15 protein-coding genes are annotated in these 17,442 nt (G+C 46.9%); 7 read left to right on the forward strand and 8 right to left on the reverse strand.

Going from position 1 to position 17,442, the window contains the following annotated elements:
- Nucleotides 1-330 precede the first annotated feature (330 nt).
- From ACYVFD_RS27035 to ACYVFD_RS27050, 4 genes are all read left to right on the forward strand, one after another.
- Nucleotides 331-3,567, forward strand: coding sequence for a SusC/RagA family TonB-linked outer membrane protein (locus tag ACYVFD_RS27035; protein ID WP_461093640.1), 3,237 nt, complete (start codon nucleotides 331-333; stop codon nucleotides 3,565-3,567).
- Nucleotides 3,568-3,590: 23 nt separating this feature from the next.
- On the forward strand, nucleotides 3,591-5,141 hold the full coding sequence (locus ACYVFD_RS27040; RefSeq protein WP_461093641.1) for a SusD/RagB family nutrient-binding outer membrane lipoprotein: 1,551 nt from the start codon (nucleotides 3,591-3,593) through the stop codon (nucleotides 5,139-5,141).
- Nucleotides 5,142-5,600: 459 nt separating this feature from the next.
- A complete protein-coding gene (locus tag ACYVFD_RS27045) occupies nucleotides 5,601-6,116 on the forward strand; it encodes a hypothetical protein (RefSeq protein ID WP_461093642.1) in 516 nt (171 codons plus the stop codon).
- A gap of 92 nt (nucleotides 6,117-6,208) precedes the next feature.
- Nucleotides 6,209-6,580, forward strand: a complete 372-nt coding sequence (locus tag ACYVFD_RS27050) for a hypothetical protein (protein ID WP_461093643.1) — start codon at nucleotides 6,209-6,211, stop codon at nucleotides 6,578-6,580.
- A gap of 97 nt (nucleotides 6,581-6,677) precedes the next feature.
- Here ACYVFD_RS27050 and ACYVFD_RS27055 read toward each other — a convergent pair whose 3' ends face one another.
- From ACYVFD_RS27055 to ACYVFD_RS27080, 6 genes are all read right to left on the reverse strand, one after another.
- Nucleotides 6,678-8,177, reverse strand: coding sequence for a DUF7133 domain-containing protein (locus ACYVFD_RS27055; protein ID WP_461093645.1), 1,500 nt, complete (start codon nucleotides 8,175-8,177; stop codon nucleotides 6,678-6,680).
- Between the two features lie 82 nt (nucleotides 8,178-8,259).
- Nucleotides 8,260-9,330 carry a plastocyanin/azurin family copper-binding protein gene (locus tag ACYVFD_RS27060; protein WP_461093646.1) on the reverse strand — a complete coding sequence of 357 codons (1,071 nt, stop codon included), beginning with the start codon at nucleotides 9,328-9,330 and terminating at the stop codon, nucleotides 8,260-8,262.
- A 46-nt stretch (nucleotides 9,331-9,376) separates the two neighbouring features.
- Complete coding sequence (meaB, locus tag ACYVFD_RS27065) at nucleotides 9,377-10,366, reverse strand: methylmalonyl Co-A mutase-associated GTPase MeaB (RefSeq protein WP_461093647.1); 990 nt, start codon at nucleotides 10,364-10,366, stop codon at nucleotides 9,377-9,379.
- A gap of 46 nt (nucleotides 10,367-10,412) precedes the next feature.
- Nucleotides 10,413-11,096, reverse strand: coding sequence for a 2-C-methyl-D-erythritol 4-phosphate cytidylyltransferase (locus tag ACYVFD_RS27070; RefSeq protein ID WP_461093648.1), 684 nt, complete (start codon nucleotides 11,094-11,096; stop codon nucleotides 10,413-10,415).
- Between the two features lie 74 nt (nucleotides 11,097-11,170).
- Complete coding sequence (gene queA, locus ACYVFD_RS27075; protein WP_461093649.1) at nucleotides 11,171-12,214, reverse strand: tRNA preQ1(34) S-adenosylmethionine ribosyltransferase-isomerase QueA; 1,044 nt, start codon at nucleotides 12,212-12,214, stop codon at nucleotides 11,171-11,173.
- A 114-nt stretch (nucleotides 12,215-12,328) separates the two neighbouring features.
- On the reverse strand, nucleotides 12,329-12,694 hold the full coding sequence (locus tag ACYVFD_RS27080; RefSeq protein ID WP_461093650.1) for a hypothetical protein: 366 nt from the start codon (nucleotides 12,692-12,694) through the stop codon (nucleotides 12,329-12,331).
- A 143-nt stretch (nucleotides 12,695-12,837) separates the two neighbouring features.
- Between ACYVFD_RS27080 and ACYVFD_RS27085 the strand changes: the two genes are divergently transcribed.
- On the forward strand, nucleotides 12,838-13,824 hold the full coding sequence (locus tag ACYVFD_RS27085) for an L-dopachrome tautomerase-related protein (RefSeq protein ID WP_461093651.1): 987 nt from the start codon (nucleotides 12,838-12,840) through the stop codon (nucleotides 13,822-13,824).
- Nucleotides 13,825-13,888: 64 nt separating this feature from the next.
- Here ACYVFD_RS27085 and ACYVFD_RS27090 read toward each other — a convergent pair whose 3' ends face one another.
- Nucleotides 13,889-14,530, reverse strand: a complete 642-nt coding sequence (locus tag ACYVFD_RS27090; protein WP_461093652.1) for a 3-keto-disaccharide hydrolase — start codon at nucleotides 14,528-14,530, stop codon at nucleotides 13,889-13,891.
- A gap of 199 nt (nucleotides 14,531-14,729) precedes the next feature.
- Here ACYVFD_RS27090 and ACYVFD_RS27095 point away from each other — a divergent pair, with 199 nt between their 5' ends.
- Together ACYVFD_RS27095 and ACYVFD_RS27100 are read left to right on the forward strand one after the other, a co-directional pair.
- Entirely contained in the window at nucleotides 14,730-15,620 is an 891-nt protein-coding gene (locus ACYVFD_RS27095) for a PE-PGRS family protein (protein ID WP_461093653.1), read from the forward strand.
- Between the two features lie 284 nt (nucleotides 15,621-15,904).
- Nucleotides 15,905-17,092, forward strand: a complete 1,188-nt coding sequence (locus ACYVFD_RS27100) for a cation:proton antiporter (RefSeq protein ID WP_461093654.1) — start codon at nucleotides 15,905-15,907, stop codon at nucleotides 17,090-17,092.
- A 3-nt stretch (nucleotides 17,093-17,095) separates the two neighbouring features.
- Here the strand turns inward: ACYVFD_RS27100 and ACYVFD_RS27105 are convergent, their stop codons facing one another.
- Complete coding sequence (locus tag ACYVFD_RS27105) at nucleotides 17,096-17,410, reverse strand: hypothetical protein (protein WP_461093655.1); 315 nt, start codon at nucleotides 17,408-17,410, stop codon at nucleotides 17,096-17,098.
- Between the last annotated feature and the right edge of the window lie 32 nt (nucleotides 17,411-17,442).

The following is a 17,442-nucleotide window of genomic DNA, read 5'->3' on the forward strand; positions in this document are numbered from 1 at the left end:
TTTCAAAAAAGGCTAGTGTAGGCACATCAGTTTTTGTGTTTAAACTATTAAAACAGACAGCATTTTTTTAATTTTTTTGGGTACAATATTAAATTTTATACGATTATTTAGTTTTTTACTCATAAAATTTGATTGAGGTTATTGTTAATTTATGTTAATATTCTTCTGGATGATGCCATAAAATAGGGCATGAATTAAAATATTATTTTTTGAGTGACTAATTAGTAACCTAAAAAGTGATTTTTGTTGATTTTAATCTAATTAATATTTTTTTAATATATTTGAATTGGTTACTAACCAAATTTTCATTCTTAACTTAAACGATAGCGTATGCGTAAATATCTACTCGCACAGTTTTTACTGTGTCTGTTCGCTATTCCATTGCTTGCTCAAAACCGGGTAATCTCTGGAAAAATTACTTCATCAGAAGACGGCTCAGTCTTACCGGGTGTTACCGTTTTAGTAAAAGGTACCAACCAGGGAACAACAACAAACTCAGACGGTACTTACCAAATTTCGGCCAATAAAGGCGACATACTCCAAGTCAGCTTTATTGGGTTTGCCACCACAAGTGTAAAAATTGAAAATCAGTCGACAGTCGATGTCTCTCTAAAGCCTGATGCTTCACAGCTTCAGGAAGTCGTTGTAACGGCCCAGGGGGTTCGGAAAAGCCAGCGTGAACTTGGTTATGCCTTATCGAAGGTTGAAACGGAAGATGTAACCGTTGGTCGTTCTCCACAACTTGCTCAGGCACTGTCTGGTAAAGTAACGGGCCTTGCTGTTTATAACATTAATAACAGTGTTGACCCAGCGGTTAAAGTCGTACTTCGTGGGTATCGGTCATTGACGGGTAACAACGAAGCATTGGTTGTGCTCGATGGTATGCAAACTACCTCTACGGTTCTGGCCTTGATTAACCCCAATGACATCGAGAGCGTAACCATTCTGAAAGGTGGTCAGGCAGCTACCCTGTATGGATCGGCTGGTATTAACGGAGCTATTCTGATCACAACCAAGAAAGGAGTAAAAGGAAAGCTGAAAGTATCGTACTCCAATAGTACAAACTTCGATCAGATCAGCTTCCTGCCACAGCTTCAGGACAAATTCGGTTCTGGCTCACACTATGCGACGTCGTTCGGTGGGGCTGGTTATAAGACCAATTACCTGGATCGGCTGAAAGATAACTGGCGGCCATACGAAAACCAGCAGTATGGTGATCAATTTGATGGCTCGACACGAATTCAGGGCCGTACGGCCGAAGATGGCAGCCAATTGATCATTCCGTATTCGGCTATTCCGAATGCGCGTAGAAAAGCGTTCGATACGGGGGTATCGGTAAATAACCAGGCCAGCTTCCAGGGCGGTGATGAAACCAGCTCGTTCTATATGTCGATTGAAAACCAGTCGATTGCCGGTATCGTACCTCATGATAAGAGTAACCGGACAGGTACTCGTCTGTCGGCTACAAAAGAATATGGCAAAATAACAGCCAGCTTCAATGCAGCGTATACACAAGCCAGCTATGACCGTACGTCGTCTGATTTCTATAACGATGTACTGAACCAGCCTGCTAACTTACCATTGGCAGATCTTCGTGACTGGCAGAACAATCCATTGGCTAACCCGAACGGTTTTTATAACGACTATTATAATAACCCGTATTTCAACGCCGACAACAACCGGATGAAATATAAGGATTCCAACCTGAATGGTAATGTGAACCTTAATTTCCGGCCTACTCCATGGTTGTCGTTCAACGAGCGTTTGGGCGTAATGAACAACTCACGTACGGGCAAAAATACTACGGGTAAATTCCTGTATTCTGACTGGGCAAAGACCAAATCGTTCATTCCTGCACCCTATTATAATGATGGTGATGGTACCGGTATCTACCGCGCTATTACTGATATCTTAGGTGGCGTCACCGATTATTCGGGTACAGAGAACGTAATCAACAACGAATTCCAGATTAACCTGTCGAAAGATTTTGGTCCTGTTACCACCAAATTGTTGTTGGGTAACAGCGTTTATCAACGTACAACCAAGAACATGGCTGTAATCTCTAACTCGATTGTAGTACCTGGGGTTTACAACGTAGCTAACCGCCAGGGTGAGTTACAGGGTGGAGAAATTCTTACGCAGGAGCGTCGTATTGGGTACTATGCTGACTTAACCGCCAATTATAAGAACTGGCTGATTTTGAACGGATCGTTCCGTTTCGACCAGACGTCGAAGTTCTATAAGCCAAGCCGTCCATCGAATTACTATTCGTATCCTTACTATGGTGCGGCTCTTTCGTTCATTGCTACGGACGCTTTCCCAAATATCCGGTCGTCGTTCCTGAACTATGCGAAGTTTCGGGCTAACTACAACAAAAATGCGAACGATAACATCCCGCTCTATGGCCTGGATCTGACCTATCCGAACGGCTCAGGCTTTCCATATGGAAATACGGTTGGTTTGACAGTAGGTAATACATTGCCTGATGCTAACCTGAAGCCAGAGATTGTGTATTCGTCAGAAATCGGTGCGGAATTTCAGTTGCTGAACAACCGGATCAACATCGACGTATCGGCCTATACGCAAAGCTCGCAAGGTCAGGTAATTACCGTTCGTATTCCAAATTCCACCGGCTTTAGCAACCTGCTGATTAACGTGGGGGAAACCAAAAACTGGGGGTATGAAGCTGAATTGAAGTATCTGATTGCCCGTGGAGGTAAATTCTCCTGGGATGCCAGCGTTCGGTATTCGTACAACGACAATAAAGTGGTAGACCTGTATCCTGGCGTTAACGAATTCCAGTATGGTGGTTTCTCGTATGCGAACACGAACGTAATCAAAGATATGCGTTTCCCGTACCTGAAAACGGATGGTTATCAGTATGCCGCAGATGGTTCAGGTCGCGTACTCGTGAATGCAACGACAGGGTATCCATTGCGTAATACACAGCTATTGGGTCGGGGCGGTGTATTGCCACGGCACATTGCAGGATTAGGTTCGAAAATTGAATACGGTGATTTTGGCTTTACGTTTAACTTCGAATATCGTGGTGGTAACGTAATGTTTAGTGACCTGGGTCGTCAGATGACCTTCACCGGAACCGGTAAGTGGACGGAAGACCGTGCTCCGCACATTTTCCCGAACTCAGCTTATCTGGGGCCAGATGGAACAACGATTGTTCCAAACACGACGTTGAACGTTCGTGAAGCGGAATACTCGCTATGGGTTGATAACTACCGGCTGATTTCAGAAAACTTCGTTACGCCAGCCTGGTTTATCAAACTTCGTGATATCAACCTGTCGTATCGCCTGCCACAAAGTCTGATCAATAAAACGAAGATTTTCTCAGGAGCCAGTATTGCCCTGTATGGTCGGAACCTGTTAACCATTGTTGATAAACTGAATTACTATACGGACCCTGAGTTCAGCTATCAGGGTAACCCAACGCCAGGTAGCCAGGCTACATCGACGCCTACTACTACTTCGGCTATTGGTATCGGTATCAACACAACTGGTCAGACTCCTCCGGTTCGTCAGTATGGTGTAAACATCAACCTCTCGTTTTAATCATCCCAACGGTTAACTTGAAAATGAAATTAAAAATAGTAGCAATAGCTGCCTTACTAACCGCAGCAGGAACCAGTTGTGATACGAAGTCATTTCTGGATATTAATACCAACCCCAATCAGTTGCCAACTGCTTCGCCAAGCTATGTATTTACGAATGCGCTGAATACGACAGCACGGAATATTGCAGGAAATAACGATGGTGGTGGCTCAAGTGAAATTGGTTTCTATTGGTCAGGTCAATGGACGCAGGGTAATGGATATATTATCAATACTGCTCAGTTCGCTTATCAATATACCAATGGCGATTTCAACTATTGGGATTCGTATTTTGATAATCTGGAAGATTATCAGTACGTAATCAATAATGCAGATGCCAATAGCCAGAAATACCTGAAAGGGCCTTCGAAGGTTATGAAAGCAATGCTGTACCAACAGTTAGTGGATATGTACGGTAACGTTCCATATAGCGACGCGTTGAAAGCAACAGCTTCACTGGCTCCTAAATTTGATGATCAGAAAGCGGTCTATGAAGCCTTGATTACTTTGTTGGATGAAGCCATCGTAGACCTGAAAGCCAATCCGTTTGCCAGTGCTTTTACCGGTGCCGATCTGGTTTTCAACGGGAATACGACCAAATGGGCCCAGTTTGCCAATTCGCTTAAGATGCGGATTTTGATTCGTCAGACTAAAGTTTCGGGAAGAGATACGTATATCAAAACTGAAGTCAATAAGATTGTGACGGAAGGATCAGGTTTTATTACAGGATCTGAAGTTGGTATCGGTGGCCCTTCGTTCTACCTGGCAACGGCTGGTAAATTGAATCCAGTCTATGACCGTTGGGGATATGACGCAAATGGCGCTAAACGTGCTTTAAATAACTATCCTCGATTGACAAAGTTCCTGATCGATAATCTCAAAGCATCTGGCGATACGCTCCGGATGAAGCGGATTGCTTATGCAAATGGTGGTGAAAGTTCATCAACACCAGGAGTTAGTACGCAGAAAGAAATTTCGGCAAACTATTCAGGAACACCTTTTGGAGTTAGTTCAGGTTTTCTTCCTGCCAATACCACCTCGCTGGGACCAAGCTTGCTCGTAAAAGGCGAATACAACCGTCCGTATATCCTGATGACGGCATCGGAGGTACAGTTCCTGCTGGCGGAAGCTAAGCAACGTTATAGTGATGTAACGCTTCCTAATACAGCTAAAGCATACTTTGAAGAAGGTATTCTTCAGTCGTTCCGAGTACTAGGCGCTAATACAGCGGGTGCAGCAGCCTACAAGGGCAGTGGTATCCAGAATTATGACTGGGATGCCTCGACCGACAAGCTGGCTGCAATTGCCATTCAGAAATGGATCTCTTTTGTCAACTTCAATGGACTTGAGGCCTGGGCTGAATACCGCCGGACAAATCTGCCGGTTATTCCTCAAAGTATTCAGGTTCCTGAAGCTAACAAGCGACCACTTCGGTTCTTCTATCCGAACACAGAGTCAGGGTCGAATTCGGCCAACGTAACAGCGCAGGGTACAATAGATGTATTCAGCACCAAGCTGTTCTGGGATGTCGATTAAATAGCTTTAGTATCGTAAGGAAAAAGAGGCCATCAATGCGGTGGTCTCTTTTTTTATATATTGATAATCAATATGATACGGGGTAAAATAAAAAGCGGACCGATAAAATCAGGCCGCTTTCTGCATTACGCTTTATCCAACTATTAAAATTTACGATCCACAAAATTGCGTTAGCGTGCCCTGATAAATGATCGGGGTTGGCTTAGTAGCAAGTCTTCATGGGCTTTACCCTATAGTCAGGGTGTAAATTTGTCTGGCAAGTAAAGGGCATTCCTTTTTCTATCATAGTAAACCTGTAGTAAAGTATATTTTTCGGTAGGTATATTAATTTTTCGGTAGGTAATCTTTCAGGTAAACACATTAACATTTGATGTTGCTTAGGTTAGGTAGTGTAAACACGTTGCCGAAAACCTTTTTCAGCCACTGGAGTTATTTGATAAAATCAACCGACTCAACGCCATGAAAGATGAAGAGGATGTAAAGCATGAAAATGCACAGATAAATGGTCGTTCGGAAGGCCCTTTTGGATCGGATGATACTGATCAGGACAGGCCGGCAGAGGACAACCGCAATCGATACAGTCAGGAAAACTCAGTCAACGGACTCGACAGTGAGCAGGTTCGGGGTGGGCAGGATGGCCGCAACGACCGGGCTATTGGCAGTACGGATATGGATAGTAAAAATGGCGTATTGCGCATGGGCGACATGAGTAATAGCACTATGGAGCTGACCGAGGAAGGGAAGAATGCAGCCGCAGCCGATGGGGCACAAACGAACACGGCTATGGTCGATGTGACGACACACGGCCCCGATGATTATGCATCGGATGATGAAGTGCCTAATCCCAAAGCTCAGGAAGACGCAAAGCGACAGAATGATCCGAAAAAAAGTGAACAGGACAACGAAACGCAGAAGGATCACGAAGCGTCGTTAGCCGAGACGGGTACCGATTTGAATAATAAACCGACTTATTAACTGGATCTCAGGCACTCGTCAGATATAATTACTTCTGGCTTTGCCTGGTATATATCCAGCGACTATTTCTCAACACTAAACAAACCAACGTTATGAGCGTAAGTAGTAATTCACGGAAAGAAAGCACAGAGTCGTATGCGGCTCAGGCCATGCACAATACAATGGGCATTCCCCCTGCATTGGCGCAGTTAAATGATAAAAACCTTGATAATGAACTCCCGTCTCGTGTCGCTGATAGTAACGATACGGATGTGCCGGGCGATGTAGCAGAAGCTGATTCGCTAGTTGCAGAAGGGGATGATGACATGTCGAGCGATAAAATAGAAGAGTCTAAAAGAGCTTCGTGGGGACAGCCTCCTGTATCAACGGATCAGGATAATCCTGACTGGAATACCAGTACAACTGACCAGCCGGTCCCTGCTACCCGGGCAAACGAACCCGAGCGGACGTTGGGGAACGCATAAACTAGTCAAACTGGTCATTGGTAGAGAGTCGGTAGTTGTCAGTCACTAGTGGTTAACTTGAACGGATAATTTCAAGCTAATCACTAGTGACTGACAACTACCGACTCTCGGCTTTTAGTTTAGTTAAGGTATAACAGATGAGATGATTCATCAGCTTTTTCTGGCCAGCGTTCGCTTGTAAATTGCCCAAGGTGAGTTCGTAAATACGTCCCGGCTTCAGTTCGGTTAATGTAATTGAAACCGTTCTACGGTCCTCAGAAAGCGAAACTGCGGTTACGGGGATTGACTTTACATCCATCTGTGGAGAGCCATAGGCCTGATGATATTCGTAGTAATAGCTTCGGAAGCTATAGTTTGCCAATTCACGGGCCGAAGCTTCATCCAGCGGTTGGGTAAAGGTTAAAGTAAATCCGGTGGAAGTGAGTTTCATGCTGCTAATATCGAGCGGAATAGCATTGCCCGAAGGGCCACCTGTGTACCGTATCCGTTGAATCCCTCGCGCGCCCAGCCAGCCGTGGTCAGTTTGTCCCAGATACAAACTTCCATCAGGCGCAAATGCCAGCCGATTATTCCCAATCCGTAAGCGAACCCCATGGCTGCCTCCTTTGTCGAAAAATCGTACACAGGCTCCCTGTAGCTGCCCATCTACTTCATCGGGAAGGATACGCAGCAGATGAGGGAAATCCATTTCGCCGACAAATAATTGATTCGCAAACGGGCCGAATTTGCCGCTTGTGTTATCCAGCACAATCTGTGTAGGTGAGTGCGCCATCGACTCATGTGGAAACGCCACGCTCTCCATTGTCCGCATGCTATCCAGCGTTTTGACAGAGAGCTTTAATGGGTCAATGTCAGGAGAGCCCGGTCGCCAGACAAGGCTGGTCGGGTGGCCGTAAAACTTGCCTTCTTCAACATGGTAGAGCTTACTGGTTCCCAGCCAGTCGCCCTGATTGTCGGTCACAAATAAGCGTCCCTGTGCATCAAAGCCGATGCCATTTGGCGACCGGAATCCAGATGCATAGGGTTTTAACTGACCCTCGGGTGTGAGCTGCATCACCCAACCTCGATACGGTACACAGGCATACATACGTCCCTGCCGCCCGAGGGCATCGTATTGTCCGCGTACTTCATCACGAATACCTGCTCCATTGGATGCGGTATTGAGGCTTAGGTATAAATTTCCTTTGGCATCACGTACAGGGCCAAAAGCGAACTCATGGTAATTGCCCGACATGCCATATTGGTCCGTGACCGTTTCGTATCTGTCCGCCACACCGTCGCCATTTGTGTCCGTGAGCCGGGTTAGTTCCGGTCGTTGAACAACCAGCAATTGCTTATTATTGATGGCAATCACGCCCAGTGGGTCATGCAAGCCTTCGGCAAAGAGCTTCCAGGTTTTGGTCTTGGGGTTATATAGCATGACCTCACCCCGGTGAAAGCAGGCTGCCATTCGTCCATCGGGCAGAAACGCCAGACCACCCGTTTCGGCCACCAGTCCAGGCGGAGTTGGAATAGTTTCTACTTCGTAATAATCCGAGATCGTATCAGCAGGTGTTGCCGCGAGTAGGAGAGAGGAAAGTAATAAGGAAGCGAACATAGGAGTAGGAGGTATGATGTGTGTTGTATGATGTAGGTGCAGTCTTAAGATATATCATATTTCCTACATCATACATCCTATATCAGTTTTGCATCGTTAAAGTAAACTGTTTGGTTCCGGCAGGTATTCGTAATTCGCCGTTTTGAAACCGGCCGATCGAAGGCTTTAACTGGATGCCAGGTTTGGTAGTGGCTACAAATGAAATGGCTTTGTTGGTGGGGCCAAGTGTGAAGGTGCGAATGAGTCCTCGTCCGGCAGGTAGCGGTTTAATGAGTTCATAAATCGTAACCCCGTTTACGATATAGTGAAATTCGGGATACCGATTGATCAACCGGTAGCCTTTAAATTGGGCAGGTTGTTGAGCGCCCGTACCGATCCGCCAGGGAAGTCCATCCCCAGCCCGGAAATAGATTTCGCCTACAATTTTACTGAGTCGTTGCCCTTTGCCGTCCCACTGATCGGTATTGTCGACAAAACCACCTGACCAGGCATACCGAAGGCGACACTGACCCGCATCGAATACATACGATTGACCACCATCCGGCCCTGGCAACCCAACGGCAATAGCCGCAGGACCACAATCGGGCATAAACGTCCGGTAAACGGCTGGTAGCTTCAAGGTATAGGGATGCCCTGAGCTTGCCGACTGATGATGTTGATGACCAGTTTCGGCCAAGCGTTCGGGATTGGGTATGTTAGGGTCCTGATCGGCGGGAGGGAGCCGTTTGGGTTCATTGGTGGCGTAAATAACGCCGTACATGATAGCCCCGTGCCCCGGATAGGTACAGACAAACGGGTAGGCTCCTTCAGTAAGCTTGACAATCAGCGAGTCGGTCGTGCCGGGTTCAACGCTTTGAGTATGGGCAAGTACTTCATCCATCACCGACACGTGGTGCTGCTCTGGACCCTTCGGACCCAAAGCCAGGGCAAATTCGACCACCCGCAACCGTGAGTTTGGCCGCGTTACGACCAGGTTATGTGCCATGTCGTCTTTATTCTGAAAAATAAGTTTCAGACGCGTATTCTGACGGACTACTAATCGCTTTTGGTCGAATTGAAGCGCATCGGTGGTCGTAACGGTAATGGTTGTGTCACGTTGCGCTTTCGCTGTCTGTGCCAGCAAAACAAAGCCTACCAGAAGGAATTTATACATACTGACAAAGTGATAAAATGGTATACGAGGAATTAAGGTAGACCGGTTATCTACCAGTAGCAGCCTGGCTCAATAAGGCATCTACGGCTGGGCCTGGCAAACGATTACCCGCCAGAACCTGTTCTTCCAAAGCCGCTATTTGCTGATGCATACCCGGTTGGGCATAAAATTGGCTTTCGAGCCGTTGCCGCAGCAATGAGCGGAACCAGGCCAGTTGCTGCTCCTGCCGCCGACGATGCCAGTTTCCACTGTCGGTAGTCAGTTGCTGATGAGCTTGAATGGTTTGCCAAATAGCCGTTAATCCATCATGTGTAATGGCTGAGCAGGTGAGTACTGGGGGAGACCAGCCTGTGCCGGTGGGTGGAAACAGATGAAGGGCATTCTGGTACTCGACGCGGGCACGGTTGGCAGCCGCCCGATTGTCGCCATCGGCTTTCGTAATGCAGAGCGCATCAGCCAATTCCATGATTCCCCGTTTCATGCCCTGTAATTCATCGCCTGCACCCGCCAGCATCAGCAGCAATAAGAAATCGACCATACTATGCACCACCGTTTCGGACTGACCGACACCAACAGTTTCAACCAAAATAATATCGAAGCCTGCCGCTTCACAGAGCAGAATGGTTTCGCGGGTTCGGTGGGCCACCCCTCCTATCGAATCGCCCGCAGGTGAGGGACGAATGTAGGCGTTGGGATTCATGGATAAGGTTTCCATGCGGGTTTTATCACCCAGCAGGCTTCCGCCCGTACGTTGGCTGGTAGGGTCGATGGTCAAAACGGCCAGTCGATGACCCAGATCCGTCAGATGTTGGCCAAAGCCTTCGATAAACGTACTTTTTCCAACTCCAGGAACCCCTGTAATACCTACCCGAATCGACTGCCCTGCTTTGGGCAAAATAGCTTCCAGAACCTCCTGCGCTACTGCCTGATCGTCGGGGCGACGGCTTTCGACAAGCGTAATGGCTCGACTAAGTAACAGTCGGTCGCCAGCAAGAATGCCTTGACTATATTGATGGGCAGACAGACGTTTACGCATGTGGAACGGATAATTTGGGCGAATACTGTGCGAGTCAGGTATAGCGTTATTTGAGATCCTCTGGCGTAGTAATCTTAATATTTTCGTATGAACCGTCGATAAGGGTAATCGGAAAGCCGGCGTATTCCATCACACTGGCGCAGTCGGTAAAGGAAGACTGTTCTTCTGACTGAAAAGCCTGTCGGAACAAGTCAAGCCGAAATGTTTGAGGAGTTTGTACCAGCCGATACCGGCTCCGATCGACAGCCTGACTTACGCCATCGTCACCAACAACCCGAACGGAATCTTTTACCGCAACGCAGGTAACGGCCGAACCCATCCGGGCCGCCGTGTCGAAGCTATTTTTTATAATCTCAGCTGATACAAAGGGTCTTACACCATCGTGAACGGCCACTAACCCGGTTTCCGCCTGAATGGCCTGTAGGCCATTGCGTACCGACTGAAAGCGGGTGGCGCCACCGTCAATGAACTGAATAGCAGGCGAAAAGCTATGCTGCTCGCACAAAGTTGCCCAAATGGATCGATCCTTTGCCGGAAGCACCAGAATAATGTGCGAAGCGGGTATAACTTCCAGAAACCGTTCTATCGTATGTTGCAGGATAGGTTTGCCATGCAATAGCAGAAACTGTTTGGGTATGTCCGATTTCATTCGGCTACCGCTGCCTCCGGCTACAATTATGGCATACTGGGGTGGTATGGGGTCGTGCGTCGGTCGATTGGCTGTTGTCATTCGTAAATCGCAAAAAATAAGGGGCACTAAGGCCCCTCAAAAATAAAACGATTGTCGACTAATCTTCTAACGACTTATAGAATCAACATGGCGTCGCCGTAGCTGAAGAAGCGATATTTCTCTTTAATCGCTACCTGATACGCTTCTTTGATGAGTTCATGACCACCAAATGCACTCGTCATCATGATCAGAATCGATTCAGGCAGGTGAAGGCTTGTCAGCAGCGAGTTCGCAATTTTAAAGTCGTAAGGAGGGAAAATGAACCGATCGGTCCAGCCTTCGATCGGCTTCAACCGGCTGTTGGCCGATACCGACGATTCGATGGCTTTCAGCGAGGTCGTTCCGACGGCACAAACCCGTTTGCCAGCATCCAGCGCCGTATTGACGATCTGAGATGAACCCTCTGTGATCTTGAAATTTTCAGAGTCGGTTTTGTGCTTGGTTAGATCTTCCACATCGACCTGCCGGAAGGTTCCCAGCCCAACGTGTAGCGTGATAGGGGCAAAATGAATGCCTTTAATCTCCATACGCTTCATCATGGCACGGGTAAAGTGGAGGCCAGCGGTAGGAGCGGCCACAGCGCCAATATGCTGGGCAAAAACTGTTTGATAATCATCCCGATCGGCGGTTTCGGCTTCCCGATTCATTGCCCGTGGAATTGGCATCTCACCCAGCTCATCGATCGTTTTCATGAACTCCTCATGATTGCCATCGAACAGAAAGCGGATGGTGCGCCCACGGGAGGTTGTATTGTCGATCACTTCGGCAACCAGATCGCTATCGCCAAAGTAGAGTTTATTGCCAACACGAATTTTCCGTGCAGGATCGACCAGTACGTCCCAAAGCTTCATTTCCCGGTTTAATTCGCGCAGGAGGAAGACTTCAATTTTAGCTCCGGTTTTCTCCTTGTTACCATACAGGCGTGCAGGAAATACCTTCGTATCGTTGATCACCATCACGTCACCATCGCCAAAATAGCTGAGGATATCCGAAAACTGTTTGTGCTCAATCGTTTTAGTTTTCCGGTCAACGACCATCAGCCGTGATTCACCCCGCTCTACCGGGTATTTGGCAATAAGACTATCGGGTAAATCAAATTTGAATTCGGATAACTTCATAGTGTATCAGCACGAAAAGAACGGTGCGTTTTTTGTAAAGGCCGCAAATATAGTGAAACTCCCGAAAAATTTACCATCTTCCGGGAGTTTTTCTTGCAAATATCCGAGAAATCACTAGTGTGTAGCTTCCTGCTGGTTCAGTGGCTGCACCGAACCTTCGGTAGTGGTTACATGGTTGCGGTCAGATATGTTAAATTTAGCCATCAGTTCGGGCGATACTTCGTTTGAATAGGTCCCCTGAGGTGACACAAAAACGCCTTTCATCCCATTCGAAGCTGTAATCGCATACAGCGTCATTTCGTCGCCAGGATCAGATGTGCCCTCAAACCGGTAAAATTTGTCGACTTGAAAGTCTTCGCTTTTGAGTTTGGTTTCTGTACTTTTTTCTTCCAGAAAATCTTTTCGGGGCCCAAACTCATGTGTGTAGCCCTCGGCCCGAAGTTTTTCCATGGCTTCGGTTAGGGTGGTCATGTGGTTCATAACGGTAGAGAATTAGTATGTGAGTAAAACACAAAAATGACCGGATGGTTTTGGGTTGCATGGTATAGCCAGTTAGGCCTTTTACAAAACATTTCATTTGGAAACGCTATTAAGTATCCAGAAAGCCACAAACAACGACAACTATGATAGCACGTGCCTATTCGGTGCCCACACTACTTTTGCTGGGATGCTGCCTAACTGCCTGTGACAAGAGTGATCCTGAGTTTACTGCCCCGGTGATCCCCCAGCGAATTGATTTTTCAGCGACTCGACAATATCCCGAAGGAATCACGTATGCCCCTACGCTCGATAAATTTCTGGTCAGTTCAATTACGCAGGGAAAAGTTGGGGTGGTTGATCAGAACGGCCGTTATGAAGAATTGATTGCCGATGATAAACAACTGATTAGCAGTATTGGCCTGAAGGTACGCGATGGGTTGCTCTATGTATGCAACGGTGATCAGGGCGTATCGGATAAAAGTACACCTGAAACCTCGCTTAAAACGGCCGGGCTGTTCGTTTACGATCTGGCGACCCGGCAGAAAGTTCGTCAGATTGATCTGGCTGGTTTGGTGCCTAATTCCAATCATTTTGCCAACGATATTGCCTTCGATGCCGATGGGAATGCCTATATAACCGACTCGTTCGCACCGGTTATTTATAAAGTAGCGGCCAATTCGTCGCAGGCGGTTGTAGCAGTTACGTCTACACTTTTTGCTGGTGCACAGGGTTTTAACCTAAATGGAATCGTCTATCATCCAGATAAATACCTGCTCGTTGTCAAATCGAACGAGGGTAAATTGTTTAAAGTCGAACTGGATGATAGTACGATAACGGAAGTAACGGGTGTAAACTTACCGAGTGGCGACGGAATGCTGCTCTACAACAATGATTTATATGTGGTGAACAGCCGGAACAAAGTGTCGCAGGTGCGCAGTACAGATGGGTGGAAAACGGCCACAGTGGTCAAAACGGATGAGGTTGGGTATGACCAGGCTACAACAAACGTAGTTGCAAACGATAAAATTTATACATTAAATGCCCGGATCGACGAAGTGAGTGCAGCCGCTACGGCCAAAGATCCCAGCCGACTCCAGGCAAATACGTATAGTATTCAGCAGTTTAAATAGCATAGGGGTAAGGGCATGGGGTAAGGCGTTCCACCCTCTGCCCATGCCCTATACCCCATGCCAATTAATCTGGCAATACTTTGATCATGATGTCTTTGTAATACACTTTGCTCTTTGGGTCATGACCTTGTAAGGCAATGGTACCCATGCTGAGTTTTTTAGGTTTCGAAGACGTGCTGATGCTATCGGGTTCGGTATAATCGTTGATCACTTTGTCGTTGACTTTAATGATCACTTTTTTGCCGTTCACAATGATGTGTTCGGTGTACCACTCATCGTCTTTGACAAAAACCTCTTTAACGTCCTGAACCCCATACACGCTACCCGTTTTACGCCAGTCGGTATGCGATTGGTTAACCTGAATTTCGTACCCTTTAGCTGGCCAGCCCGATGGCTGATAGGCCGTATGGATAAACATACCTGAGTTGGAGCCGGGCATGGTTTTGACACTGGCTTTCCACTCGAAATTTTTGAAATTGTGGTTATGGACGGGACCTTCGTAGAAGAGGTGAGCGCGTGGGCCGTTGACTACAATGGCGCCATCCTCAATTTTAAATGTGCCGGGACTTTCATCGGTGATTTTCCAGCCGTTGAATGTCTTCCCGTCGAAGATACTAACCCAACCGTCGGCCGATGGACGGATGGTAAAACTTAAGCAGAAACCAACTAGCAGCGCTGCCGCTAAATAAGTCATACGTTTTTTCATACAGATAGGGCGCGTTATGGTTGAGAGTGGCCCATCCTTAAAAGCACAATCTGTACATAAACTAACGACCAGTCTAAATTTGGGGCCGATTTTAGGATAAATACCTGTTTCCATGCGACCAAATAGCTTTCTTTCATTTCGTTCATCATTTTTGTTCGCCAATTCGTTAGATTGGCAACCGAATCAACCAGACTATATCATGCGTAATTCCGTTCTGCTGGTTTTGGGGTTGGTCTTCGCTTCGTGTAAGCTCACCGTTCCCAATGTATATGATGCTCAATTTGCGTCCACACCGACCGAAGCGCCCGTAACGCCCGGTCAAATTGATGAAGCTTCGGGTATGGTCGATAGCCGTACACAGCCCGGATCTATCTGGATAGAGCAGGACAGCGGAAGCCCGAATGAATTAGCTTTACTGGGCTATGATGGTAAGGTGAAAGGGAAGATCACAATACCCAATACCACAAATCGCGATTGGGAAGAATTGGCAATTGGGCCGGGTCCAAAAGATGGGACCAACTATCTCTATATAGGTGATATTGGTGATAATAATGCCCAGTATTCAGGCTGCGTTATTTATCGTTTGCCTGAGCCTACTTCGTTGCAGGCTACTGTTACAGGCGTTGAGCGGATAAATTTTCGGTATCCCGATGGCCCTCATGATGCCGAAGCCATGTTTGTCGACCCAGCTACGAAAGACATCTATATCATAACGAAGCGGGAAGAAAAAGTACGGCTATATAGCCTGCCCTATCCCCAAAATATCAACGAAGTGACGGTTGCCACCGCCTTTGGTGAATTGCCCTCATTTGGGGGAGGGGGACTTGCCAATTATGTGACCGGCGCAGCTATCTCGCCCGATGGCAGTGAGCTCTTGGTTCGTACGTACACACAGCTTTATTACTGGAAGCGAAACAGCGGTCAGTCGATTCAAGATGCATTACAGTATGGAACATCCCGCCAGCTAACGGTTCGATTAGAGCCGCAGGGCGAAGCTGTTTGTTTCGACAAGGATAACAAGGGCTTTTTTACCATTAGCGAACGCGCCAACTCAGCTTCGGTAAATCTTTATTATTACGCCAGGAAATAATGAGACTGTTTAAACTTACAAAGGAAATTCAAAAATGCGTGTTTTTGTCATGCTGACGCAGGAAGCATCTTCGATAGCTAAAAGAATGCTGCTGCCGAAGATGCTTCCTGCGACTACACGTCCCGGTCAGCATGACAAAAAAAGCTACCCGGTTTTAATGAAATTTGAAAAGTTTAAACAGCTTCAGTAACTAATTATGAAAGAGCGAACGAATGAAAGAGTGAAATACTAGCTCGCGACAGCTTTTCACTCTTTCATTCGTTCGTTCTTTCATTCTTTCGCTTATGGATTCATCAATACTGATTATAGTTCTGAGTTTATCGGTACTGATTTCTTATGCGTTCGATTTGTTCAGCAGCCGATTCAAAACCCCGTCGGTTTTGCTGCTCCTGCTGCTGGGGATGTTGACCAAGCAGGCAACCGACTATTTCAACGTACAAGTGCCCTATGTCGCAACCATCTTACCGACACTAGGTACACTGGGACTCATTTTGATTGTACTGGAAGGGGGCCTAGACCTGGAACTTCATGCCGAACGGTTAAGTGTGATCCGGCGAACGCTCATCGCGTCACTACTGGCTATTATTGGTGGCACACTGCTGATGGCCAGTATGTTGTATTTGCTGCTGAACGATTCGTTTTATCACTGCTTGCTGGCAGCTTTGCCCTTTTCGATTGTTAGCAGTACCGTTACGGTGCAGACCGTAGCGAAGTTAACGGGCAAACCACAGGAATATGCCGTCTACGAATCAGCCTTTGCGAGTATTCTGGGAATTATGGCGTATAACTTCCTACTGTTGAGTCGGCCTTCACTGCTGGGTGCCGTTTGGTCGTTCACCCGCGATACACTGGCAATGGCCCTGATTTCGCTGGGTTGCTGCTTTTTACTCCTGTATCTGATTGGCCGAATCAACCATCGCATTAAATTCCTGCCGATTATTTCGGTCTTGTTTCTGGTATATGCGCTGGCCGAAATCAATCACCTGTCATCCTTGTTACTCATTCTGATTTTTGGCCTGTTCTTGAACAACACAGACCTGTTTATCCGGGGAAGGCTGAGCCAGATACTGAAAAACGATTTGTTTGAAAAAGAGCTTGATCAACTTAAAAGTTTAACTGCCGAAGGGGCTTTTGTTGTACGAACTTTTTTCTACCTGCTGCTGGGCTATGCGGCTGTACCCCAAAGTTTGATCGATATTGATGCGCTGATTGTCAGTCTGTTATTTGTCGGCGTTATTATAGGCTGGCGGTGGGTGACGCTTCGGCTGACCTATCAGGGAACGTTGACGCCACTGCTCTGGATAGCTCCGCGCGGCCTTATCACGATCCTGCTTTATCTGAATATTCCTGATAACCTACGACTGATTGGTTTTCGGGAGGGTATACCTATTCTGGTTGTCGTTTTTTCGTCGTTGGTGGCTACGATTGGTATACTAGGCGATAAACGAATGGTAAATGATGAACGACTTTAGTGTTCATTTTAAATAGAACCAGAACCGCCAGAATGGCCTGACTTGCAGGTAGTTCAGGTTGTGGTCATTTGAAAACGCTTCCCGTTCGAAACTGATATTTCGATACGCCGTATAGTGATCCCGGTATTGAAACCGACGAATGAGGTACTCAAGAAAATACCAGAGATAAAACGGTAAAATGCCCAGTTCGACTTGTTGCCGCAGGTGAATTCGTTCATGATTAATCAACGTCGGTCCGGGATTCGGCTGCTTCACTAAAATAAATGGAAACAGGGCCATACCGTCGGCACGAAGAGAAGAAAAATGAACGACAAACATATTTTTACGTTTACGAAGCCTAACACGAATAA

The organism is Spirosoma gilvum, from assembly GCF_054776815.1.